The 24,028-nt window shown below is 70.8% G+C and carries 19 protein-coding genes; 11 read left to right on the top strand and 8 right to left on the bottom strand.

The window, feature by feature from the left end; genetic code table 11:
* Positions 1 to 265: 265 nt before the first annotated feature.
* Complete coding sequence (locus ABT354_RS01370) at positions 266 to 7,717, top strand: LamG-like jellyroll fold domain-containing protein (protein ID WP_351487329.1); 7,452 nt, start codon at positions 266 to 268, stop codon at positions 7,715 to 7,717.
* A 523-nt stretch (positions 7,718 to 8,240) separates the two neighbouring features.
* On the top strand, positions 8,241 to 8,540 hold the full coding sequence (locus ABT354_RS01375; protein ID WP_351487332.1) for a hypothetical protein: 300 nt from the start codon (positions 8,241 to 8,243) through the stop codon (positions 8,538 to 8,540).
* 119 nt (positions 8,541 to 8,659) lie between these two features.
* Here the strand turns inward: ABT354_RS01375 and ABT354_RS01380 are convergent, their stop codons facing one another.
* The 3 genes from ABT354_RS01380 to ABT354_RS01390 form a co-directional block, all read right to left on the bottom strand.
* Entirely contained in the window at positions 8,660 to 9,052 is a 393-nt protein-coding gene (locus ABT354_RS01380; RefSeq protein ID WP_351487335.1) for a hypothetical protein, read from the bottom strand.
* A 239-nt stretch (positions 9,053 to 9,291) separates the two neighbouring features.
* Positions 9,292 to 9,858 carry a hypothetical protein gene (locus ABT354_RS01385; RefSeq protein WP_351487337.1) on the bottom strand — a complete coding sequence of 189 codons (567 nt, stop codon included), beginning with the start codon at positions 9,856 to 9,858 and terminating at the stop codon, positions 9,292 to 9,294.
* Positions 9,859 to 10,030: 172 nt separating this feature from the next.
* On the bottom strand, positions 10,031 to 11,449 hold the full coding sequence (locus ABT354_RS01390; protein WP_351487340.1) for a beta-propeller fold lactonase family protein: 1,419 nt from the start codon (positions 11,447 to 11,449) through the stop codon (positions 10,031 to 10,033).
* Between the two features lie 748 nt (positions 11,450 to 12,197).
* On the opposite strand from ABT354_RS01390, the gene ABT354_RS01395 reads away from it, so the two are divergent.
* The 6 genes from ABT354_RS01395 to ABT354_RS01420 all read left to right on the top strand — a co-directional run bounded on the left by ABT354_RS01395 (position 12,198) and on the right by ABT354_RS01420 (position 17,998).
* Complete coding sequence (locus ABT354_RS01395; protein ID WP_351487343.1) at positions 12,198 to 12,938, top strand: DUF1684 domain-containing protein; 741 nt, start codon at positions 12,198 to 12,200, stop codon at positions 12,936 to 12,938.
* 105 nt (positions 12,939 to 13,043) lie between these two features.
* A complete protein-coding gene (locus tag ABT354_RS01400; RefSeq protein WP_351487346.1) occupies positions 13,044 to 14,567 on the top strand; it encodes an ABC transporter substrate-binding protein in 1,524 nt (507 codons plus the stop codon).
* Positions 14,567 to 15,532, top strand: coding sequence for an ABC transporter permease (locus tag ABT354_RS01405; protein WP_351487348.1), 966 nt, complete (start codon positions 14,567 to 14,569; stop codon positions 15,530 to 15,532). Before ABT354_RS01400 ends, ABT354_RS01405 begins: the two co-directional genes overlap by 1 nt.
* The gene (locus ABT354_RS01410; RefSeq protein WP_351487351.1) at positions 15,529 to 16,425 is read left to right on the top strand and encodes an ABC transporter permease; all 897 of its coding nucleotides are present in this window, start codon (positions 15,529 to 15,531) and stop codon (positions 16,423 to 16,425) included. Before ABT354_RS01405 ends, ABT354_RS01410 begins: the two co-directional genes overlap by 4 nt.
* On the top strand, positions 16,422 to 17,222 hold the full coding sequence (locus ABT354_RS01415; protein WP_351487354.1) for an ATP-binding cassette domain-containing protein: 801 nt from the start codon (positions 16,422 to 16,424) through the stop codon (positions 17,220 to 17,222). Before ABT354_RS01410 ends, ABT354_RS01415 begins: the two co-directional genes overlap by 4 nt.
* Positions 17,219 to 17,998 carry an ABC transporter ATP-binding protein gene (locus tag ABT354_RS01420; protein ID WP_351487357.1) on the top strand — a complete coding sequence of 260 codons (780 nt, stop codon included), beginning with the start codon at positions 17,219 to 17,221 and terminating at the stop codon, positions 17,996 to 17,998. Before ABT354_RS01415 ends, ABT354_RS01420 begins: the two co-directional genes overlap by 4 nt.
* A gap of 23 nt (positions 17,999 to 18,021) precedes the next feature.
* Here ABT354_RS01420 and ABT354_RS01425 read toward each other — a convergent pair whose 3' ends face one another.
* Both ABT354_RS01425 and ABT354_RS01430 read right to left on the bottom strand, forming a co-directional pair.
* Complete coding sequence (locus ABT354_RS01425) at positions 18,022 to 18,825, bottom strand: DJ-1/PfpI family protein (protein WP_351487360.1); 804 nt, start codon at positions 18,823 to 18,825, stop codon at positions 18,022 to 18,024.
* Between the two features lie 132 nt (positions 18,826 to 18,957).
* Entirely contained in the window at positions 18,958 to 19,275 is a 318-nt protein-coding gene (locus ABT354_RS01430; RefSeq protein ID WP_351487363.1) for an ArsR/SmtB family transcription factor, read from the bottom strand.
* 167 nt (positions 19,276 to 19,442) lie between these two features.
* Between ABT354_RS01430 and ABT354_RS01435 the strand changes: the two genes are divergently transcribed.
* Positions 19,443 to 20,402 carry an alpha/beta fold hydrolase gene (locus tag ABT354_RS01435; RefSeq protein WP_351487364.1) on the top strand — a complete coding sequence of 320 codons (960 nt, stop codon included), beginning with the start codon at positions 19,443 to 19,445 and terminating at the stop codon, positions 20,400 to 20,402.
* Positions 20,403 to 20,442: 40 nt separating this feature from the next.
* Here the strand turns inward: ABT354_RS01435 and ABT354_RS01440 are convergent, their stop codons facing one another.
* On the bottom strand, positions 20,443 to 21,204 hold the full coding sequence (locus ABT354_RS01440; RefSeq protein WP_351487367.1) for an SDR family NAD(P)-dependent oxidoreductase: 762 nt from the start codon (positions 21,202 to 21,204) through the stop codon (positions 20,443 to 20,445).
* Positions 21,205 to 21,283: 79 nt separating this feature from the next.
* Between ABT354_RS01440 and ABT354_RS01445 the strand changes: the two genes are divergently transcribed.
* Positions 21,284 to 21,865 (top strand): MarR family winged helix-turn-helix transcriptional regulator, encoded by a 582-nt coding sequence (locus ABT354_RS01445; protein ID WP_502983297.1) that lies wholly within the window; start codon positions 21,284 to 21,286, stop codon positions 21,863 to 21,865.
* A gap of 182 nt (positions 21,866 to 22,047) precedes the next feature.
* On the opposite strand, the gene ABT354_RS01450 is transcribed toward ABT354_RS01445, so the two are convergent.
* Positions 22,048 to 22,893: an SDR family NAD(P)-dependent oxidoreductase gene (locus ABT354_RS01450; RefSeq protein WP_351487369.1), complete on the bottom strand. Its 846-nt coding sequence runs from the start codon at positions 22,891 to 22,893 to the stop codon at positions 22,048 to 22,050.
* Positions 22,894 to 22,921: 28 nt separating this feature from the next.
* Complete coding sequence (locus ABT354_RS01455; RefSeq protein ID WP_351487371.1) at positions 22,922 to 23,335, bottom strand: PPOX class F420-dependent oxidoreductase; 414 nt, start codon at positions 23,333 to 23,335, stop codon at positions 22,922 to 22,924.
* Between the two features lie 150 nt (positions 23,336 to 23,485).
* Here ABT354_RS01455 and ABT354_RS01460 point away from each other — a divergent pair, with 150 nt between their 5' ends.
* Entirely contained in the window at positions 23,486 to 24,025 is a 540-nt protein-coding gene (locus ABT354_RS01460; protein ID WP_351487373.1) for a TetR family transcriptional regulator, read from the top strand.
* Positions 24,026 to 24,028 lie beyond the last annotated feature (3 nt).

Genomic DNA, 24,028 nt, shown 5'->3' on the forward strand with positions numbered 1-24,028 from the left:
GGCCAGGGGGAAATGAGGCGACTCATTTGATAAGTCGCTTATATGAGCCATTCTGCTTCTGTACGACCCTGGCGGGCCTTCTGTTCGATTTTCGGTGAGGTCGGGGTGTGGTCTGCTGTGCCCGGCTCGTTCTCCCGTTCCCTGACGCGCTCCCTTCGGGACGGGTCGAGCCGTCATGCCCGCGCTCTGATCCACCCATTGACCCGTGCCCCGCTCCGCCGCCTCCGGGCGGAGGAGGCGGCGGCCGTTCAAGGACGGAAGGCCCATGACCCCGGCTGACCAGAGTCTCCAGAAGGTCTACAGCGACCGCCGCTACACCAACACCACGATGACACGCCACCAGGGAACGGCCCTCGCCTTCGCCCTGGACGAGCAGCGCCGCATCGTCTACACGGTGCTCGACCTCTCCGTCCACGACGACGCGAAGGGGGAACTGGACGCCGCCTACTGGTCCGAGAACCCCGTCGAACTGCCCTTCCCGCGCGAGATCGTCAAAGTGGGCTACGCGGTGGCGGGCGCGACCGCCCTGCCCGTGGTCAAACGCGGCGGGCGGAGCGAGGCGGGCGCGGATGAGCTGCTCGCCGACGACGAGACCGACCTGTTCCTCTCCTCGACCGCCCGGCTGACCGCGCCCGCCGTGCCGTTCCAGGTGCTGTCGGACGGCACCCATGTGGTGGTGCTCCGGCAGGCGATCGACGGCGGACACGCGGACGCCGTCCACCTCCTCACCGGGGGCGGCAGCTCCGGCAGCGCCTCCCGTACCGACTATGTGAAGGACACCGCCGGGACCAAGGTGCCGGTGGCCGCCGCGACCCTGCTCTGCGACCGCTTCCTCCTCGTCGGCGGCGCCCTGAAACCGGTCAGCGAGGTCCGCTTCCGGCGCAGCCGCCACCGGACCAGCCCCGAGTCGGCCAAGGACAGCCTGGGCGCCACCGACATGGACGGCAGGCCGTTCCATGAACCCACCCAGGAGCTGGCGTTCATCCGGAACCTGACCGGAGGCCGCTTCACCGCCGTCCTCACCCCGACCGCCGTACAGGGCCGGCAGCGCTGGCAGTTCTTCGCCCATAACTCCACGACCAAACGGATCGACTCGTTCAGTGTGGAGCAGGGCGTCGAGGGCCTGTTCAACACCCAGGGCACCCGCTACTGGACCAGCCCCGACCCCCAGTACCGGACATCGGTCTACGAGCGGGCCCCCGGCTTCTGCCCCTTCACCGGCCGCCCGCTGGTCCCCGTCCTGCCGGAGGCCCTCCACGCGGAGAGCGCGGTCGCCTTCCCCGACGCCACCGGCAACAACTGGATCGACTGCGGCACCCCCGCCCTGGGCCTCGGCTCGGGCCCGTACACGATCGAGGCATGGGTCAAACCGGGCACCCGCAGCGGCTCGGTGGTGTCCCAGGCGGACTACTCGTTCCAGAAGGGCTTCCGGCTGAAGGTCTACACCGACCAGGTCGGCCCGTACGCCAATCCCACCGATGACCGCCACCTGGAACTCAGCCACCCCAACGGCAGTGTGTGGATCTACAACGTCCTGAAGGTCGGGGTGTACGCCCATATCGCGGCCTCCTACGACGGGACCACCGCCTCCCTGTACGTCAACGGCTCCCTCGTGAAACAGGGCACCCTGGCCAGGACATCGGGCGGTACGTCGAGCCTCTGCATCAACGCCGCCTCCGCCGTCGGCGGCACCTACTCCGGCGTCATCGACGAGGTACGGATCTGGAACCGGGCCCGGACCCAGAGCGAGCTGGCGGAGGAGCGCTCGTACCGGCTGATCGGCAACGAACCGGGACTGGTGGCCTACTACCGTCTCGACGAGGCGACCGGCAGCACCGCCTACGACCAGAGCGACACCGGCGCCCATGGCACCTTCACCGGCAGCTGCTCCTGGGTGGCCTCCGAGGCGCCCATCGGGGACCACCCCGGGGTGCGCCGGGACAGCTTCACCCTGAGCGGGCGCGATGTCGTCACCGGACTGACCGCCTCCGTCTACTACCAGCAGGAGAATCTGGCCGCCGGTCACAGCGGCACCGTCCAGCCCGCCAAGCGGCAGGCCCGGGTGCTGCTGGCCTGCGGCACCCGGCCCACGGGCACCACCACGGGCGATCCCGCCGTCGCCACCGTCGACTTCGGCGTTGGCCTGGACGGGCGGCTCTCCCAGATCCCCGATGTGGTCACCCTCACCGCCCTCCCCCAACCGCCCCCCTCCTCCACCACCGCCGACACCCTCAACCAGCGCATCACCACCCTCCAGAACGAGACCGCCCAGCTGGGCACGGAGATCACCGGACTGCGGAACCAGCGGACCGCCCTCGGGCCGGACCGCGCCCTCCCCTCCGACCCCTGGGTGACCGACATCCTGCGGCGGGAGGTCGGCCTCGCCCTCTCCGGTACGGAGATACGCATCCTGGGCGCCGACGGCGGCACCGCCGACGGCGCACGGGTCAGCCTGCTCAACCGGATGTACCGCTGGCAGCTGCTGCCCCTCCCCAGCAGCTCCGCCTGGGACGTCCGGGTGGCCATCGTCGACCTGGAGGCCGGCGGCTACCGGGTCGTGGAGACCGAGAACGGCAGCACCGCCGCCGGGGCCCGCCTCGTGCTGAAGCGGCGCTCCTTCGCCCAGCCGCTGCCGGACTCCGCCCAGTGGGTTCTCAGCAGCTCGTACGACACGAACCGCTACCGCCAGACCCTCAAGCACGTCGCGAGCGGGAAGTACCTGAGCGGGAACACCATCCAGGAACAGGGCCAGGCATCCCAGATCAGCATCCAGCCCCTGCTCGGCTACGCGCCCGATGTGCTCAACCACGAGAAACGGGAACAGGAGGCGACGCTGGACAACTCCATCGCGGACAAGGAGAACCAGCGCACCGTCAAGGGCCTGGAGCTGGACAGCGCCCGCGATGAGCTGGCCCGGCTCACCGGCGGGGCGCAGGGGGCCGCCGACACCACGCTCGCCGTGCCGCTGATCGGCACCGACGCCGGCGGCCTCAGCACCTCCGGGGCCCTGCTCACCTTCGCCAAGGCCGACACCACGCCGTTCCTGCTGGACAGCGCCACCGGCCGGGTCGCCCTCTACTACCGGGGCAGCGGCGACGGCCAGTTCTCCGCCGCCTATCTGGACACCGCCACCGTACGGTCCACCCAGCGGCTCTCCGGGACCGAGGGAACGATCCTCTTCACCGCCCGCGACCCCGGTGTCGACATCGGCAAGGACACCACGATCACCGTCACGGCCGGCGCCGCGACCACCCTGTGCACGCTGACCATCACCCGGGCCACCGAGACCGAGACCTTCCAGAACGTCCCGCGCCGCGCCCGGGACCTGGCCGGAGTGATCAACGGTCTCCCGGACGAACCCGTCAGGATCGGCACCGTCGCCAGTGCGACGGGCCGCAGCCTCACCCTCGCTGCCGGCAGCCCCCTCGAACTCACCGACGCCAGCTTTGTGCAGATCGGCAGCCGCCGCTACCGCGTCACCTCCGCCGTGCAGAGCGGCGCCACCGCCGTGACCGTCGCCAGCGACCTCGCGACCGGTCTGACCAACGCCGTGGTCTCCCTGGTGCGCTACGACACTGCCCAGGCCACCGCGTCCCGCCCGGGAGCCTCCCTCGCACGGGGTTCCCGCTGGATCGCCGTCGGCGCGGAGAGCGCCGACACCCTGATCCCCAACGGCACCGCCACCGGAGCCACCCCCGGCCACGGCACCCGCTGGCGCGGCGACTCACCCGGCCGGGCCCTCTCCTTCGACGGCACCACCCAGCGGCTCTCGCTGCCCACCGCCCAACTGCCCCAGCTCGCCGCCCCCGCCGGCGACCTCACCGTGGAGGCCTGGGCCAAACCCGACCCCGTCACCACGCCCCCGACCCGCCAGCGGCTCGTCCAACTGGAGTCCGGCGACACCAAGAGCTCCCTGATGCTGCTCCCCGCCGCCCGCGCCATGGCGCTCAACGGCATCAGCGCCATGCAGATCAACAACGCCAGCCCGACCGGGACGGACTTCACCATCGAGTGCTGGCTCAAGCGCTCCGCCAACCGCACCAGCGCGGACACCGTCGTCGCCTGCGGCACCAACGGACTCACCATGGGCTTCACCGCGAGCGGCGCCTTCAGCTTCGGCTTCGGCACCGGCAGCTCCGTGGAGACGCTCACCACCACGACCACCTGGAGCGACACCGACTGGCACCACTGGGCGGTCACCTTCAACCGCACCACCAAGGCGCAGGTCATCTACCGGGACGGCGCCGAGGTCGCCCGCCGCACCGCCGCCACCCTCCCCGCGAACGCCACCTACATCATCGTCGGCCGGTCCGACACCGGCACCTATGTCATGTTCAACGGACACCTCGCCGAACTGCGGACCTGGAGCACCGCCCGCTCCGACGCGGAGGTCACCGCCTTCAGGGACCGGCCCGTCACCGGCGACGAATCCGGACTGACCGGTGCGTGGAGCTACCAGAAGAGCACCTCCTACAGTGACGGGGCCCTGCTCTTCACCGACCGCTCCACCGCGGTGCGCCACGGCGGGGTCTGGGGCAACGCGGACAACGCCGACTCCCCCCTCGGCTACCAGGTCATCGCCAAGGTCGCCGACCAGATCCGGATCAGCGACCGGACCTGCCCGACCGGGGAATGGTCCCATCTGGCCGCCGTGTACGAGCAGTCCTGGGGGCTCCGTCTCGACGGCTCCTCCTGGGCGGAGACACCGGACTCCGACCAGCTCGACCTCACCGAGGATCTGACCATCGAGGTCTCCGCCACGATCGACGCGGTCGGCACCCGGCAGGGGCTGGTCTCCAAGGGGCAGCTCGGTGACAGCTCGGGCAGCGTCCCCTACCAGTTCTCCGTACTCCCCGGCGGACGGCTGGAGTTCGCCTTCGAGGAACCCGGCCCCTCGGTCCGGCGCTACACCTCCAACGGGACCATCACCCCGGGCTTCCACCGGCTCGCCGTGGTCCGCCGGGGCGGAAAGTCCATGGAGCAGATCAAGGGCACAAAGGACTTCACCTACAAGGACGCGGACGGCAAGGAGAAGACCCAGACGGTCGAGGTGATCGACCGGGTCGACACCAAGACCTGGGACGACATCGTCTTCGTCGCCGACGGCCAGGAGATCGGCACCGGCCGCTACACCGGCCCCGGCCCGCGCGGCAACGACGGACCGCTGGAGATCGGCCGCGCCCGGACCGCTTCCGCCGTCCACCCGCTGACCGGCACCCTCGGCGAGGTCCGGATCTGGAGCAAGGCCCGGGACACCACCCAGATCGGCACCCCGCTCCAGCCCCGTGACGAAGGACTGGTGTCCCGCTGGTCCTTCGAGGAGAACGAGGGCAGCACCACCCAGGACCCGGCCGGCGGCCACACCCTCCGGCTGCGCGGCGCCCGCTGGACCACCGACCCCGACCCCACCGCCAGCACCTTCCGGATCTACCGCAACGGCCAGCCGCTCCCGTCCACCGCCGTCAACACCGTCACCCTCCGTGGCTGGAGCGGGAGTCAGCTCACCCTCGGCGCCATCAACACCGGCGGCACCACCCATGCCGACTTCTTCCGGGGCACCCTGGAGGAGGTGCGGATCTGGCAGACCGCCCGCACCCGGGAACAACTCCTCGACAATCTCTTCACCCGCCTCAAGGGCGACAAGAAGGACCTCCTCGGCTACTGGCCCTTCGACAGCGCCTCCACCACCACCAGCGCCGCCACCGTCGCCGACCACTCCCTGCGCGGCAACAACCTCGACCTGGGAACCGGCACCAGCCGCCCCACCGTCGTCCAGTCCACCGCACCCGTCTCCACCGACACCGCCGCCGTCCGCTCGGCCCTCGCCCCCGTCGCCACCCCCTTCCACCGTACGATCTCCACACCCCCCGCCGCCGCCGAGTACGCCGACCTCCAGTACACCGCCTCCGGCGAGGCGTTCGGCGTCCTCAAGCGCTGCTACAGCCACATCAAGGACAGCGCCTGGAACCTCACCACCGGCTACAAGGTCGGCGACCTGGTCAGCGAATGGGTCAGCCAGATCCAGTTCGACCCCCAGCTCATCGGCTATATCGAAGGCGCGCCCCCCGTCCCCTCCGAGAACCTCACCAGTACGACCACCACCACCGAACCCGCCGGCTGCTCCAGCGTCACCTTCCAGCAGGCGGACAGCATCACCTCGACGCTCTCCTCCGACCGTGAGCGGAGCGTCAACGCCTCCTTCAACCTCGCCGCGGGCGCCGAGATCGACGAGAACATCCTGATGATCACGGCCCCCCTCGGTATCGGTACCGCCCAGCCACTCGCCTCCGTGGCCCTCCGCGCCCGGATCGGCGGCGGTATGGAGTACGTCAACACCTGGACCGACGAGACCAGCGTCTCCCAGGGCACCACCACCGACTACGCCACCACGGCCACCCTCACCGGACACTGGGAGGACAGGACGGCGCCGCTCAACAGCGCCATCGGCCAGCGCTATGTCCCCGCCAACCAGGGGTACGCCCTCGTCCAGTCCGAGACCGCCGACGTCTACGCCCTGCGGCTCGCCCACTCGGGAACCCTGGTGGCCTACCGGATCACCCCCAACCCGGACATCCCCCGGGACTGGAACATCATCACCTTCCCCATCAACCCCCAGTACACCAAGCAGGGCACCCTGGACGGCGCGGTCGGCTTCAACGACCAGGGCAAGGTCCTCGACCCCTCCTACCCCAACGCCTCCCAGCGCGGCGACTACAGCTACTTCAAGCCCCGCGAGGCCTATGCCCTCAAGCGCAGGATCCTGCGCGAGCGCCAGCATCTGGAGGCGTACTACAACGCCGTCTCCACCGAGACCCATGACTCCGACCCGACGCAGGAACTCGCGGCACGGGTACTGGGCTCCGCGATCGGCGCCTCACCGAGCACCCCCGCGAAGAACGCGGCCACCCGCTCCCAGGACTCCTTCGCCAACCGCAACATCGCCAACACCTATGTGTGGACGGCGGACGGCGGCTTCTTCGCCGAGACCACGAGCACGGTCGATGTCGTCACCGAGACCACCGGCGGCTCCTACAGCGTCTCCGGCTCGGTCACCACATCCCTGGAGATCGACTTCGAGATCGCCGGTATCGGCGTCGGCCTCCAGTTCGACGCGTCCATCGGGGGCGGGATGACCGTCACCCGCCACCGCTCCCGGGAGGCCACCCGCTCCCACAGCCTCAGCGTGGTGTGCAACCCCACCAACGACCTCCAGAAGTACGGCCAGGACGGCAAGGCGGTCTATCTGAACGGCAAGCCCGTCCTCGCCCCCGGCAAGGTGGACGCCTACCGCTTCATGACCTTCTACCTCGCCGAGGACACCTCCCACTTCGACGACTTCTACAACAAGGTCGCCGACCCCGTCTGGCTCGCCAACAGCAACGAGGCGAACGCCGCGGCCCTCCGGCAGGCCCGCCAGAGCGACCACAAACCCCCCTGCTGGCGCGTCCTCCACCGCGTCACCTACATCTCCCGCATCCTCCCGCCCATCCCACCGCCCAGCGCACCACCGCTGGAGAAGGCGATGAAGGACCTGGACATCGCCAGCAACTACGAACTCATCCGCCGTCTGGACCCGTATGTCCGATCCTCCGCCACGACGAGCCACGAGCTGGCGACGGCCACCCGCGCGGCCCTCACCACCCACCTTCCGCAGCTTCTTCCGCACGCGGCGGCGGTGATCGCCTTCCTCACCGACTACTACGGCATCGCGGACTGACCGCGCGAGGGTGATGGGGTACCGCCCGGGTGACGGGTCCGGATCAGACCGGAGGCAACCCGGGCGGTACGGCGTCATCCGCTGCGCGGGTGCCGGAGTTCTTGACGAGGGTGGAGTCCTGCTGCACGCTCTCGGCAGAGCCTTCGCCGTACGGCGGAGAGTCGGGTGCGCGGCATGTGCCGACTGAGCGGCATGCCCTCAATCATTCGAGGTGAGACCGGTCGAACCGGATATCGGCAATCAGTCACTTCTGGCATCGGCCCGAGGCGGACTCGCGTCGCCACAGGCCGCCACGTTCACGACGCCGACCACCAGAACAACCAGGGGAGGTGACGAACGGCCACCGTCGGATGACGGCGGCCGTTCCCGTCGGCCGCATCCCCGGTACAGCACCCCCGCGGCGCGCGGGGAGCACGAGATCCGGCACGACCGATCTCACCTGGATTGGGGAGCACCCCCGACGTCGCGGGGTACCGGCCCGCAGTCGGCAGGGACAGAATCTACGGGCAGTACCCCAGCGCCTGTGGGGCAGGTACCCGGCGTCGGCCGGCACCGTGCTCCGTCGGCCGGTCTGCTCAGGCAGTGGCCCGTCCCGAGGCTTCCGAAGCCCGCCCTGCCCGGCTTCCTCGGACGGCCGAAGAAGGGCGACCGGATCGGTCTGCTGGGGTTCGGGGTCCTCGGGGTCCTCGCACTGGCCCCTCCCTTGGAGATCGTCCTGCACGACCGCAGCGTGTCCGAGTCTGTCACCCTTGTCTTCTCTGACGAATCCCCCGCCGGCACGGGCGCCGATCTCCACCGGGATCCTGCCTCACCACCGCCCTGACCACCCGGCATCCGTCCACACCGACCACGATCGGACCGTCCATCGCGTACGTCCGTGTGTGCGGTACCACCCATGCCGTCCGCATCCAGTGCCGCCCCGTGCCGTCGTGGCACGCCGGATCAGTGGGGGAAGCCGTGCCGGGCGCGTGGTCCGGGCGGCTGTGGGGCCAGTTTCCCGGGGTCCTGGGCAGCGAGGGCGACCGACACCGGGACCCCCGTTCGAGCCGCCGCCGTCAGGCGCTCGGAGATCTCACGGGGGCGACGCGGTCGCCAGCCGGGGCCGTCGCAGCAGCCGGAGTGGAAGGTCAGCCCGGCACCGAGCACGGCGGTCAGCGCCCGCCACCCGGCGCGGTCGTTCCGCCGTGGGACGGCGAGATCCTGACCCGCGTCGATCATCGCGCGGGCGCAGCGGGGGCAGCGGACAGTGTGGTCCGCCGCGGCCCGCCTCTTGACGGCGTTGCGGCACGGGAGACAGATGTAGTGGCTGCTGCCACTGTTCCGGCGGAAACACATCCTCGGAGTATGCCGCCGAGGCCCGCGGCCCGTCCATGGGGTTCCTGCCCGCCGCGACCGCCGTCCGGCCCGGTGGACCGATCGGCTCCTTCCCTCGCGTCGATCCCGAAAAGCTGGGGACATCTGGCGTATGGGGATATCGTCCAAACCTTCCCCGGTGATGAACCGTGATGCCCGAACGGCCGGGGTGAGCCGCGGCGGGGCTCGTACGGGTGCTGCCGGTCTACGGCGTTCCGACGTCAGGTCAGTGAGGCCAGGAGCCCGATCCCCGGGGCCAGCGCTCCGGGCTGCCCGAGGGCGTGGAAGTCGGCCTCGACCGTTGCCAGGTCGAGGGCGCCGGACCGTACGGCGTGGTACCGGACGATCGACCAGAGGAAGACATCGAGGTTGTCGAACTGTGTGCCGGCCTCGATGACCTCCTCCTCGTGGAACCACACCGCGACCCTGCCGCTGGTGAGGACGACGTAGTAGTTGCCTCCTCCGTCGGCGCCGATGGACCACACATCGTCGTCGGACAGCTCCGTCTCATAGTCGGAGTCGAGGATCCGGCAGTCGTTGGCCTCAAAGCCGAAGGCGTACGACCAGTCGTATATGTCGAGGCACTGCGGCAGGGATCCCGAGCGGACCCTGCGGTCGAATTCTGCCAATGCGGTCGCGGCGTCGGGCGGGAGCCTGGCGAGGAACGGTTCGACCGGGCGGGTCGACGCCGGGATGTCGACCTGCGGCTCGTCGGGAAACCAGCGCGCCAGGTCGCCGTGCAGCTCGCGCGTCGTGTACCCGGTCAATTGATCAACGGTGAGAGGCATGGGGTGAGGTTAAAGGACTTCTGACGGTCGCTGGAGGCGTACCGGCAGGACGGGCGCCACAGCTCGTCCCGGATCCTTCACGGGCGGGCCGGTCGATCCCGGCTCGACTCCCGACCGGACGCACGGCGGCCGGTGCCCCGGCGGGATCCGCCGCCCGCCGGGGCCGGGGTGGTCAGGAGCAGGTGGCCAGGAGGATGGAGACGACGGTGCAGCTGGCGGAGGCGCTGTCGTTGGCCGGGTTGGGGTCGGCGGGTGAGGAGGCGGTCCGGGTGCCGGTGACCTTCACGGGCCCGAGGGAGAGCAGGTGCAGGGGTACGCGGAACGTCTTGCTCACGCTGGCTCCCGTCGCGATGGCGCCGTAGGCGCAGGTGACGGTTCCGGCGGTGGTGGTGCAGCCGGGCGACAGTCCGGTGGCGGTGGCGCCGGGCGGCAGGGTCGCGGTGACGGTGGCCGTGGTGACCGCGTTCGGGCCCAGGTCACGGGCGGTCAGGGTGTAGGTGAGGTAGGGGACCAGGATGCCCAGGTTCGGCCGGGCGGTGACATCGACGTCGATGTCCGCGGAGGTCGCGGCGGCCGGGGCGAATGCGACCGCGTACGGGCCACTGCCGACGGGGACGGTCGCGGTGACGGCATTGGTGGCCGTGTCGATCACCGACGCGGTGCCGCTGTTGCTGTTGGTGACATAGGCCTCGCCGCCGTCGGGGGTCACCGCGACGCCGATCGGGGTGGAGCCGACACCGACGGTCGCGACGACGGTGTCGGTGGCGGTATCGATCACGGAGGTGCTGTTGCCGCCGATGTTGGTCACATAGGCCCGGGATCCGTCGGGGGAGACCGCGGCACCGAAGGGGGTGCTCCCGACGGGGACGGTGGTGGTGACGGCGTTGGTCGCGGTGTTGATCACGGTGGCCACACCCGCATGCTGCGAGCTGACGTAGAGCCGGGTGCCGTCGGGCGTCACCGCGAGGCCATTGGGCCTGGCGACGGGGATCGTCGCGGTGACGGTGTTGGTGGCGGTGTCGATCACCGAGACCACGGCGCCACTGCTCACATAGACACGGTCCCCGCCCGGGGCGGCCGCGACGCTGTTCGGCAGATTGCCGACGGGGATGGTGGCCGTGACGGTGTTGGTCGCGGTGTCGATCACCGAAACCGAGTCCGACTGGAAGTTGGTGACATAGACACTGCTCCCGCCGGGGGTCACCGCCACACCGAACGGGCCGTCGCCGACGGACACGGTGGCGGTGACGGCGGGGCCGGCGGTGTCGATCACCGACACCGAACCGGCGTTGCGGTTGGTGACATAGGCCCTGCTGCCGTCGGGGGTCACCGCCACTCCGGAGGGCCTGTCACCGACGGGTACGGTCGCGGTCACCGCGTCGGTGGCCGTGTCCACGACCGACACATTGTCCGACTCGCTGTTGGCGATGTACGCCGCCGGGGCGGCCGTGCGCGCCGGGGCGGCGGTCGCGGCCGGAGCGGCCACCGCCACGAAACCGGAGCAGAACAGTGCGCCCGTGGCCAGCAACGCGGTCAGCCGCCGGTGCGACCCGACCCGCGGCACGGGGCGTAAGGCGGAGCGTGAGGACATGATGATGGTGTTCCCCTTCCCTGATCCGCGCCGCGACGGCGGGGACCGGCGAGCCCCTCGGGAAACCGTGGCGGGGCGGCCAAAAGCCACGGACCGGGCCGCGGGGGCCGGTGACCAGGAGATGGGCCGTACGGCCCCGACCTGATCGGCGCCCCGGGACGGGTCCGCAACGGTCTGAACATGCCCGACAGCCGACGCGGCGCAAGATCCCGCATCAGCGCGTTCAGCATGGCACCGCCATGGCGCGCGCCGGGGCGGAATCGTCAACATCAGTACCCACCTTCGTGCCGTGGGCCCCTGATCCATCCCCGTGCCGGGCCGTCCGTGCCTGGCCATTCGCGCTCGACTGTCCTTGGACGCGCCGACGATCAGCCGCTCCAGAAGGGTGACCCTCTGTGATCGTACGGTCGCCAGAGGGATCGGCGTCGCGCCGGCGGCGGCGCCGCGCAGTGTGGCGACGGTCTCAGAGGGCGGCGGGTGCGGGCCGCGATGCCCGGGACCCCCGCCGGGGTCGCCCGAAGCCGGACCCGTCCTAAGTGGCCGCCGGGCGCAGGGCGTTGGGCGGTGGGCCGATAGGTGCCGGCATGCCGTCGGCGACCCGTACCGCCGTATACGCCGTCTCATGTCCTGTCTCGCCATTTGTCAGCACCTTGACATTAGTCCGACTTATGGAAGATAAAGATCAAGCTTTGGGTTGAACCTCACGCTGTGTGGTGTTTGGGCGTGATTCCATCGAACATCTATGTGAATGAGTGCTGCCGTGTCCCACCCCGCCGTTCCCGTGTCCCCGACCCCCGATCCCGTGGGGGAGTGGGAAGCGTGGTGTGCCGAGCGGCGGCGCGCGGTCACCTCCGCGACCGGGAACCTCGCCCTCGTCGAGACCCGTTGGCTCCCCGCGGGACAGCTCCCCGACCCGGCGGCCGAGCGGGCCGGGCAGCCGGCGACCGTCACGGTCACCACCGTCGAGCGCACCGACCTCGTCACCGGTGAACCGGAGCACGGGCTGCGCTTCTGGGACGCCGACGCCCCCGCGATCCGCGCCTTCGAGCACACCGAGGTCTTCCCCTACGACCCGGCGTGGGTGCTGGACGCCACGTACACCCCGGTCACCGGGGCCCGGAAGGTCGCCTTCGAGCACATCCGGGACAACGGCGGCACCCGCGACCTGGTCGTGCCCGGCGACATCCGGCTCACCGTCGACGGCCGCGACTACACCCTCGGCGCCTTCGACGACGACGGTGTGCTGCTGCTGGTCTTCGGCGACCCCACCAATGGGCTGAGCACCTACGGCGCCGGCCGCTTCCTCTTCGTGACCCGCACCGGTCAGGAAACCGTCCGCCTGGACTTCAACCGGGCCTTTGTGCCGCCCTGCGGATTCTCCGATCAGTACAACTGTCCGATGCCGCCGCGGCAGAACCGTTTCCACCTGCCGGTCGCGGCCGGTGAGAAGCGCCCCGTCTTCCGCGACGGCGTCCCCGCACAGCACTGATCCCACCCCGGCACCCCCGCCGGCCACCCCGGCACCCCCGCCAGTCGTCCCGCCAGTCGTCCCGGCACCCTCGATTGCCGCAGCACGAAAGCGCACTCTTCTGTCATGAGCACCAAGAGCCTTCGCAGGTCCTCCGCCGTCTCCGCCGCGACCGCCGCGGTCCTCGCCCTCACCCTCACCGCCTGCGCCGGCGACTCCACCGGCACCGCATCCGGCGGCAAGCACGACCCGGACGCCACCGTGAACATCGGCTCCCTCTACGAGCCGCAGAACCTCGACAACACCGGCGGCGGCGGGCAGGGAGTCACCGAAGCCCTCCACGGCAATGTCTACGAAGGGCTGTTCAAGCTCACCGACGGCGGCAAGGTCGAACCGCTCCTCGCCGAGTCCCACAAGATCAGCCCTGACGGCCTGACCTACACCTTCACCCTCCGTGACGGGGTCACCTTCCACAGCGGCAAGGCGCTCACCAGCAAGGACGTCAAGCACAGCCTGGAGCGGGTGCTCGCCCCCGACTCCCAGTCGGCACGGAAGAAGAACCTCTCCGTGGTGAAGACGATCGCCACCCCCGACCCGCGCACCGTCACCGTCACGCTCTCCCAGAAGTCGATCTCCTTCATCTACAACCTCACCTATGTGTGGATCGTCAACGCCGAGGCGAAGGACCTCAAGCAGCGCGAGGACGGCACCGGCCCCTACCGGCTCGACCGGTGGACCCGCGGCTCCGCCCTGAGCCTGGACCGCTTCGCCGACTACTGGAGCGACGCGGCGGCCAACAAGAAGGTCGTCTTCCGCTACTTCAAGGACGCGACCGCACTCAACAACGCCCTGCTGACCAACGCCGTCGACGTGGTCACCAGCGAGCAGTCGCCCGACGCCCTCGACCAGTTCAAGAACAACCCCGGCTACAAGGTCACCGAGGGCAACTCCACCACCAAGCTGCTGCTCGCCTTCAACGACAAGGCGAAGCCCTTTGACGACACCCGGGTCCGCCAGGCGGTCTCCTACGCCATCGACGACAAGAAGCTGCTGGAGTCCGTCTGGGGCGGCCACGGCAAGCTGATCGGCTCCATGGTCCCGCCCACCGACCCGTGGTACGAGGACCTCACCGCGATCGACGCCCACGACCCCGAGCGCGCCAAGAAGCTGCTGGCCGAAGCCGGTCACCCCAAGGGCTTCGACCTCACCCTCGACACCCCCAACTACGACCCGCACCCCACGGCCGCCACCTTCATCGCCTCCCAGCTCGCCAAGGTCGGCATCACCGTCAAGATCAACACGATCACCTCGGACGAGTGGTACACCAAGGTCTACAAGAACCGGGACTTCCAGGCCACGCTCCAGGAGCACGTCAACGACCGCGACCTGGTCTGGTACGGAAACCCGGACTTCTACTGGGGCTATGACAACCCGCAGGTCACCAAGTGGGTCGAGCAGGCCGAACAGTCCTCCACCGCCGCCGGACAGACCGAGCTGCTGAAGAAGGTCAACCGCAGGACCGCCGAGGACGCCGCCAGCGACTGGCTCTACCTCTACCCGCAGATCGTGGTGGCCAACAGCAGGCTCTCCGGATACCCGCTCAACGGCCTGAACTCGCAGTTCTACGCCTACGACATCAAGAAGGGCTGATGACGCGCTACCTCCTGCGGCGCTTCGCCTTCCTGCTGGTCTCGCTGGCACTGGCGAGCGTGGTGCTCTTCGTCCTGCTGCGGATGCTCCCCGGCGACCCGGCCAACGCGCTGACCGCCGTCGGAGCCACCGACGAGCAGATCGCCGCCGCCCGCGCGTCGATCGGTTCGGACCGCCCCCTGCCGGAGCAGTTCGTCCACTGGATCGGCCAGTTGGTCCGCGGTGACCTCGGCACCTCCTTCGTCAGCTCGCTGCCGGTGGGGCCCGAGGTCACCACCCGGCTCAGGGTCACCCTCCCGCTCACCCTCGCCGCGTTCGTCCTGGCCGTGCTGATCGCCGTCCCCGCCGGCTTCCTCGCCGCCCACAAGCGGCGCACCTGGTACGGGGCCCTGCTCAACGGCGTCTCCCAGCTCGGCATCGCCATCCCGGTGTTCTGGCTCGGCATGATCCTGATCGTGGTCCTCGCGGTGAACGCCCGCTGGTTCCCCGCCGGCGGCTTCCCGCCCGACGGCTGGGACCGGCCCGGCGAAGCGGTCCGCTCGCTCGTCCTCCCGGTGATCACCATCGCCCTGGTGATGAGCGCGTCCCTGATCCGGTACGTGCGCTCCGCCACCCTCGACGTCCTCGACAGCGACCATCTGCGCACCGCACGCGCGCTGGGGTCCTCCTTCGGCGGCGCGATGTGGCGGCACGGGCTGCGGAACGCCTCCGTACCGGTCATCGCGATCCTCGGCATCGAACTGGCCTCCACCCTGCTCGGCGCGGTCGTCGTGGAGTCCGTCTTCGCCCTGCCGGGGCTCGGCTCCCTGCTCACCACCGGCATCACCCAGCACGACTACCCCGTCATCCAGGGCGTGCTGTTCGTGTCCACCCTCGCGGTCCTGCTGATCGGCTTCGCCGCCGACATCGTCCAGCGGATCGTCGACCCGCGCCTGCGCGCCGGACTGTCGGGAGGCCCCCGGTGACGTCCCTCGAACCCGTGGCCACGAGCGCCACCCCGGCCGGGCCCCGGCGTGTCGAAGCAGACACGAAGCGCCGCACCGCGCGCCGCTCGTACACCCTGATCACCGGCTGCGCACTGGCCGGCTCGATCGCCCTGCTCGCCCTCGTCGCCCTCTTCTGGCTCCCGTACGCCACCGACGACACCTCCGGCGGACGGCTCACCGGGCCCGACGGGGACCACCTCCTCGGCACCGACAAGCTCGGCCGGGACCTGCTCACCCAGGTGATGAACGGCGCCACGATCGCCTTCCAGGCCGGACTCGGCTCCGTCCTGATCGCCGGGACCCTCGGACTGGTGCTCGGCCTGCTCGCCGCCTTCGCCCAGGGGTGGCTGGACGACACCCTCTCCGTCCTCCTCGACATCCTGATCGCCTTCCCGACCCTGCTGCTCGCGATGCTCGTCGTGGCCGCCCGCTCCGGCACCCTCGGCTCGGCGGTCCTCGCCATCGGCCTGGCCCAGAGCGCGGTCGTCGCACGGCTCGTACGCATCCTGGTCAAAAGGGTCCTGGCCCAGGAGTACATCACCGCCGCCCGCACCTCCGGCACCTCCTGGGGACGGATCGTGGCCGGTCATGTCCTGCCCAATATCTGGCCCACCCTCGCGGTGAACCTGGCCCTCCAGTTCGGCCTCGCGGTGCTCGCCGAAGCGGGCCTGTCCTACCTCGGGCTCGGCGCGCCGCCGCCCAACGCCTCCTGGGGCCGGCTGCTGCTGGAGGCCCAGGCCACCTTCACCACCGCCCCGATCGGGGCACTCGCCCCCGGGATCCTCCTGGTCGCCCTCGTCATCGGCGTCAACCTGACCGCCGACGGGCTCCGCGACACCCTCGACCCGACCACCCGCGAGAGGTCCGCATGAGCATCCTCGCCATCCGCGACCTGGTCGTCCGCACCGCCGACGGGCGTGTGCTCGTGGACCATCTCTCCCTGAGCGTCGCCCCCGGCGAACGCCTCGGCCTGATCGGCGAGTCGGGGTCGGGCAAGTCCCTGACCTCGCTCGCCGCCCTCGGGCTGCTGCCCGACGGGATGACCGCCACCGGCAGCGTCGAACTGGCCGGCACCCAGGTCATCGGCGCCACCGAGAAACAGCTCACCGCGGTACGGGGCCGACAGGCCGCGATCGTCTTCCAGGAGCCCCTGACCGCGCTCGACCCGCTGATGCGCGTCGGCCGTCAGATCGCCGGACCCCTCGCCCGCCACCAGGGTTTGAAGGGCACCGCGCTCCGCCGCGCCGTCCTCGAAGCCCTCCAGCAGGTCCGGCTGCCCGAACCCGAACGGCTGGCCCGCTCCTTCCCCCATGAGATCTCCGGCGGCCAGCGGCAGCGGGTCGCCCTCGCGATGGCCCTGGCCTGCGATCCCCGGCTCCTGATCGCCGACGAGCCGACGACCGCGCTCGATGTCACCGTCCAGTCCGACCTGCTCGACCTGCTCGGCACACTGGTACGGGAGCGGGCGATGGCGCTGCTGTTCATCAGCCACGACCTCGCGGTGGTGGCGCGGACCTCGGAGCGGGTCATCGTCCTCAAGGACGGCCGGGCGGTCGAGGAGGGGCCCGTGCGCGACGTGGTGCGCGCGCCCCGCGACCCGTACACCGCGGCCCTGGTGGACAGCGCCCGCCGACTGGAGCACGCCCTGGACCGACGGAGGACACGATGACACCCACCCCGACCGGTCCCGTACTGGAACTGGACGGCGTCTCCTACGCCTACCGGGGCGGCGCCGCGCCCGTCGTGAGCGACATCCACCTCGCCGTCGCCGCCGGGGAGAGCCTCGCGCTCGTCGGCGAGTCGGGCACCGGCAAGACCACGCTGCTCAGGCTGCTGCTCGGGCTCGCCCGGCCCACCACGGGCACGGTCCGCTTCGACGGCACCGAGCTGCGCCCGCGGGACCGCGAGCTGATGCGGCGCTTCCGGCGCGGTGTGCAGTGCGTCTTCCAGGATCCGTACTCCTCGCTCGACCCGCGCCGGCGCATCGGGTACACCGTGGCCGAGCCGCTGCGCTCGCTCGGCCTGGACGACCGTCGCAGCGCGGCGCCCAAGGTGGCCGCCGCGCTGGCCGCGGTCGGTCTCCCGGCGGACACGGCCGACCGCTATCCGCACGAGTTCTCCGGCGGCCAGCGGCAGCGGATCGCCATCGCCCGCGCGATCGTGTGCGATCCACGGGTGCTCCTCGCCGACGAGCCCGTCAGCGCGCTGGATGTCACCACCCGGGTCACGGTCGTGGACCTCCTCCACGAACTGCGCGAGGAACGCGGTCTGACCCTGGTGATGGTCTCCCACGACCTGTCGGTGGTGGCGTCGCTGTGCGAGCGTACGGCGGTCCTGGAGAAGGGGCGCGTGGTGGAGGAGGGGGCGACGGACCGGGTACTGGGCGCGCCGGAGCACCCGTACACCCAGCGCCTGATGGCGAGCGTGCCCCGCCTGCCGGCGTAGTCGCGTCGCCCCCGGCCGTGGGGTCAGACCGCCGCGCCCGCGATCAGCTTCAGCGCCAGGGCCCGGGTCTCCGCGTCCGCCGTATCCGGGTTGCCGGTCCCGAACGGGGGATCGGGGTCGTACTCCACCGCCAACTCCATGGCCCGGCCGATCTGTTCGTTCGAGAGGCGGGCGGCGAGGTGCAGACCCATGTCGATCCCGGCGGAGACCCCCGCCGCCGTGATGATCTTTCCGGCCTCGACGAACCGCCCCGGCGTGTAGATCGCCCCGACCTCTTTCAGATAGGGGCGGGAGGCCCAGTACGTGGTGGCGGGCACCCCGCGCAGCAGCCCGGCCGCGCCGAGGATCAGTGAACCGGTGCAGACCGAGGTGGTCCAGATGGTGTGCCGGTGGACCCGGCGGATCCAGTCGAGGACCTGGGTGTTGGACATCGAGGAGGTCGTCCCCAGCTCGCCGCCGCCGGGGATCAGCAGCACATCGGGACGCGGCATCTGGCGCAGGGATTTCGCCGCGGCGATTCCCAGCTCGCCGGTGTCCGTCCGGACCAGCCCGGCCTTGGCGGCCACCATGGTGACGCGAACGCCGGGTACCCGGCAGAGCGCCTCATAGGGCCCCACGGCGTCCAGCGCCGTGAACCCCTCGTACAGCAGTACGGCCACCTCCACCCGCTTCCGGTCACCGTCCGCGGCGCTCTCCGGCACCGGAATCGTCACCGGATCCGCTGCCGCCGGACCCGCCGCCGCGGTGGCCGCGATTCCCGCACCCAGCGTCGCCCCCACCATGGTCCGCAGCACTCCACGGCGGTCCTGCCCGTACCGATCACTCATCTTTCGGCCCCTCGCTTGTGTCGGCGTCCTGTGTGCCAGAAGTCGGCTGGAACCCCGGTCGGGTTCCCGGGAAACCGACGCCGGTCCACGCCGAGGGCCGCGCTTCCTGCTGGACCTGCTCCACGCAGCGCTTTACGAGGGCGAGGGCGCGGCCCGGTCGGTGAGGACGAGGTCCAGGAGGCCGGGGAAGCGGGCGTCGAGGTCGTCGCGGCGCAGGGTGAGGAAGAACTTCCGGCCGTCGCGCCGTTGGCGGATCACGCCGCTCTCCCGGAGCATGCGCCAGTGGTGGGTCATGCTCGACTTCGGTACATCGCGCAGGATTTCACCGCAGAACCGTTCCTCGCCGTTGGCCAGCGTACGCGCGGCCTCCAGGCGGACCGGGTGGCCCAGCGCCGCCAGGACGTCGACCAGGCGGATGTCCGAGGTGTCGGGGTGGTGCAGATCCTCCATGACCTCACTGTACGGGAGCCCTCTCCCGGATGAACCGCTCCCGTTGACAGCGACAGCCCAACTGTACGAAGATTTCGTACAGTTGATCGTACGAGAAAGTCGTACGGTTGCTCTCCGTCCCCGCGCGACCCTGCCGCCCTCGGCGGCTCATCCCTGGAGGACTTCCCATGCCCACACCTCTGACCCACCCCGCGAACGACGCGCCGAACACCCCCGCACACGAGGAGTTGGGCGACGAAGCCCTCGCCCGCCGGCTCGGCCCCGGGTTCGCCAGCCGCCATGCCGAGGTCAACGGAGTCCGGCTGCACTATGTGGAGGGTGGCACGGGCGAGCCGCTGATCCTGCTGGGCGGCTGGCCGCAGACCTGGTGGCAGTGGAACAAGGTCATGCCCGAACTCGCCCGCCGGTACCGGGTGATCGCCGTCGACCTGCGCGGCATGGGCGGCTCGGGCAAGCCCGACGGCGGCTACGACAAGAAGACGATGGCCCAGGACATCCGTGAACTCATCCGCCACCTCGGACTGACCTCCGCCAGTATCGCCGGACACGACATCGGCGCCATGGTGGCCTACGCCCACGCGGCCAACCACCCCGAGGCCACCACCCGCGCCGTCCTGCTGGACGTCCCGCACCCGGACGCGAGCTTCGCCGCGCTCACCCTGCTCCCCGGCCCGGACCAGGCCACCGGCCCGGTCATCGGCGGCCGGGTCCATCTGTGGTGGCTCGCCTTCAACCAGGTCAGGGGCCTGCCCGAGGAGCTGCTGGCCGGCCGCTCCCGGAGTCTGATCGACTGGCTCTTCACGTCCATGGCACACGACCCGGACACCCTGGACGACTTCTCCCGCCGGGTCTACGCGCACGCCTACGCCACCCCTGACGCCATCCGCGCCGGAAACGGCTGGTACCAGGCGTTCAACCGTGACATCGCCGACGAACGCGCCTACGGGCCGGTGACCGTGCCGCTCCTGGTCCTCGGCGGCGGCGACAGCAACTACCCCTATCTCCGCGATCTGATGCCCGCCAAGGGCACGGATGTGACCGTGCGGGAAGTCGCCGACTGCGGCCACTACATCCCCGAGGAGAAGCCCCGGGCCGTCATCGACGCCCTGACCGATTTCCTGGGCTGAGCCCGGCGGACCCCGGCTGCCACCGGCCTGCCGCAGGAGGTCAGCGGGTGCGGTGGGCGCCGCCGTTCACATGGAGGACCTGGCCGGTGATGTGGCGTGCGCCGGGGGAGGTGAGGAAGGCGACGGTCGCCGCGATGTCCTCGGGGGTGCCCGCGCGGCCGGTCGCGGTCGCGGACACCAGCTGCTCCCGGCGGGTGTCGGTGAGGCGGTCGCGGAAGAACTCCGTCTCCCGGGTGTATCCGGGGGACACCACGTTCGCGGTGATGTCCCGGGCGCCGAGTTCGGTGGCCAGGTCCAGGTTCCAGGAGGTCAGCGCGGCCTTCGCGGCGCCGTAGGAGCCGGCGCCCTGGTCGGCGGCGATGGAGCCGATCTGGACCACCGCGCCTCCGGGGGTGAGCCGTTCGCCGACCGCGAGGGTGGTCAGGACTGCGGTGAGCAGATTGGCGTCCAGATTGGCGCGGAAGGCGCGGGCGCGGGACGCCAGCTCCGCCGCCGTGCCCCGGAGGTCGGGACCGGGCCCGGTCCCGGCGTCGGCGTCGGCCTCGGTGAAGTCGGTATTGCCGCCCGCGTTGTTGACCAGGACGTCGAGTGTCGCGGGAAGCTCCGCCAGGAGTGCGGTGAGCGCCGCCGGGTCGGTGTGGTCGCACACCACGGCGCGGGCGCCGGTCTCCCGGGCGACAGCGGTCAGCGGGTCCTGGCGGCGGCCGGTGACGACGACCCGGTCGCCCGCCTCCGTGAAGTGCCGGGTGAGGGCGCGGCCGATGCCCGTGCCGCCGCCGGTGATCAGGATGTCGCGAGCCATGAGGAACCCCTTGTGCGGTATGGTCAGGTCTACGTTTAGGTCTTAATTTAGATCTGAATCTAACACCGGGGAGAGCGCTGTGACAGAGATTTCCGGCCCGGCGGCGGGAGCGCCGGGTGAGCGGGGCCCGGGAGTCCCCGACACCGCCGAGGACATCGCCGCAGCTTGGGAGCGTGAACGGCCCGGTACCCCGGTCTCCTCCATCGGGATCGTCACCCCCGTCTGGCAGCTGGCCAAACTCCTCGGTGACGACCGGCGCCGGGTGCTGGCCCAGGCGGGGGTGGACGCCGCCACCCTGGACCTGCTGAGCACGCTGCGGCGGAGCGGATCCCCGTACACCCTCAGCACCCGTGAGCTGTCGAGCCGTTCCCTGGTCACCGCCGGAGCGATCTCCCAGCGGGTCGCCCGCGCCGAGCACGAGGGGCTGGTCCGCCGGGTGCCCGGCGGGGGCCGGCCCCGTACCGTCCTGGTCTCCCTCACCCCTGCGGGCCATGAGCTGGTCGAGGCCACGGTCGACCAGGTGCTGCGCCGGGAGGCGGAACTGCTCGGCGGGCTCGGCCCGCAGGAGCAGCAGGACCTCGCCGCGCTGCTCAAGGTGCTGCTCCGCACGGTGCAGGACCGGGTGGGGGACCATGGGCTCACCCAGGTGGGTCAGGACTGAACGCCGCCGGGCGGGTGCGGGGCGGCCCGGTGAGCGGGAGCCGGCGCGGCACCCGTCGGCCGTGGAGGGCGAGCGTCCAGCGCGGCAGGATCCGCCCCCAGGGGCGGACCAGGCCCCAGAGCGGGAAGACGCCGAGTGCGGCCGGGCCGGCGCTGTCCCCGGCACCGCCTCGCCCGGGAGGGTCAACCGGTCCTGGTGGCCGGGGCGTGGGCCGTCAGCAGCTCCTCGGTGCGCAGACGCAGCCGGCGGGCCTCTTCGAGGGAGAAGGCGGGGCCGTGGGGGAGGAGGGGTGCGTCGCGGACAAAGGCGCTGAGCGGGGTGGCGGGCGGACTGTCGAGGACGCGGAGGACCGGGAGCACGGCTTCCCGGACCGGCCGGGCGGTTCGGCGGAGGGCGGCGATCAGGGACAGGGTGTCCGGGGTGTACTCCCCGGAGAAGCCGGTGCTGACCGTCCCCGGGTGGAACAGGACGTACCGCACGCGTGTCCCCGGCCGCAGGTCCGCGTAGGCCACGCCGAGCAGGTCGTTGAGGCGTCCGCCCTGGGCGAGCGCGGTATGGCCGTCGTAGTCGCGGGTGAGCTGGAGGTCGTCCCAGTGGATCCGTCCTGCGCCGCCGGGGCCCGCGACATTGAGGACGACCGGCCGGTCGGCGGAGTCGAGCAGGTCCGTCAGCCCGTGGCTCAGGACGAAGCGGCTCAGATAGAAGTGGGCGAAGGTGTTCTCGAAGCCTTCGGCGGTGACCAGGCGGGTGGTACGGAAGTGGCGGGCGCACAGCACCAGGGCATCGACCTTCGCGAAGGACGACCGGAGCGTGTCGAGCAGGGTGCCGGTCTCCGAGAGCAGGCTCAGATCGGCGCGGAGAAAGTGGGCCCGGGGGGCCGCGCCGTGTCGTCGCGCGGTCCTCAGCCATGCCTCGCCCTTCGCCGCGTCGCGCCCGACGACCACCACCTCGTCGCCCCGCTCCAGACAGGTGTGGGCGAGTGCCCTGCCGATGCCGTCCGTGCCTCCGGTGATGACATAGGTCCTCATCGCGGTCCTCCTCGCTCGTGTCGGGGGCTCACAGGAACCGCGCCGCGATCTTCTCGGGGGTGAGCCGGACGGTCACCAGCTCCGGCAGGACGGCGTGGGCCGCCGGGTTGTGCTCGGCATAGGTCCTGCCGGTGTACTTGACGGCCAGCCGGTCCATGCGCTCGCGGCTGCCCTGGCTCTCGAACCGGGCCGTGCCGCTGATCGAGGCGTACCCGTAGGGCTCGTCCGCCGGGTTCACCATCACATTCAGCCGTGGATCGCGCCGCAGATTGCGTACTTTGCGCATGTTGGCACCGGTCACGAAGAAGAGGTCGTCACCCTCCCTCCCGATCCAGACCACCGACTGGTGCGGGCTCCCGTCGGGCCGCAGGGTCGCCACGGTGGCGAAGACCCGGGTGTCGAGGGCTTCCTTGAGCTTCAGGGAGAGATGGACCGGGCTCATGCGTGACTCCTGACGGGGTACGGACGCCGTGCGGCGGGCATGTCGAACCAATCAAGTGTCACAACTATGTGGCAGTTGGCAAAGAATACGCAACAGGCATGGGGTGATTGAAGGGTGCGGCTGCCACGCCCCGCATAGACTTCGGTCACGATGAGAGCTGACGCGGAACGCAACCTGGACGCGGTCCTCCAGACCGGCGCGCGCCTGCTGGCGGCCGACCCCGGGGTGAGCATCGCGGTGATCGCGGCGGCGGCGGGGGTCGACCGGCGCACCGTCTACCGCCGTTTCACCACGCGGGAGGAGCTGCTGGCCGCTGTCCACACGGCCAAGCTCGATGCCTGTGAGCGGGTCGTCGCCGAGGCGCGATTGACCGAGGCGCCCGTGATGGTCGCCCTGCACCGCTACGCGGAAGGCATCATCGCCGTCAGCAGACGGTTGCCGGTGGATGTGCGGCAGGTGCAGGACGAGGCGGCGGCGGAGCGTCTTCGCGGATTGATCGGGCGGCTCGACGGTTTCCTGGACCGCGCGGTGCGCGAAGGCGTCATCCGCCCCGGGCTTCCCGACGGCTGGGCCCGCTCCCTGCTCGTCCATCTCACCGCCATGGCCGCGCATGAGATGCCGGAGCTGACGAGCGCCCAGGGGGCCGACATGGTGGTCCAGTCACTGATCACCGGACTCCGCCCCGTCTGAGCC

It is taken from the genome of Streptomyces sp. NPDC000594 (assembly GCF_040299965.1).
In the GTDB taxonomy this organism is placed as follows: Bacteria; Actinomycetota; Actinomycetes; order Streptomycetales; family Streptomycetaceae; genus Streptomyces.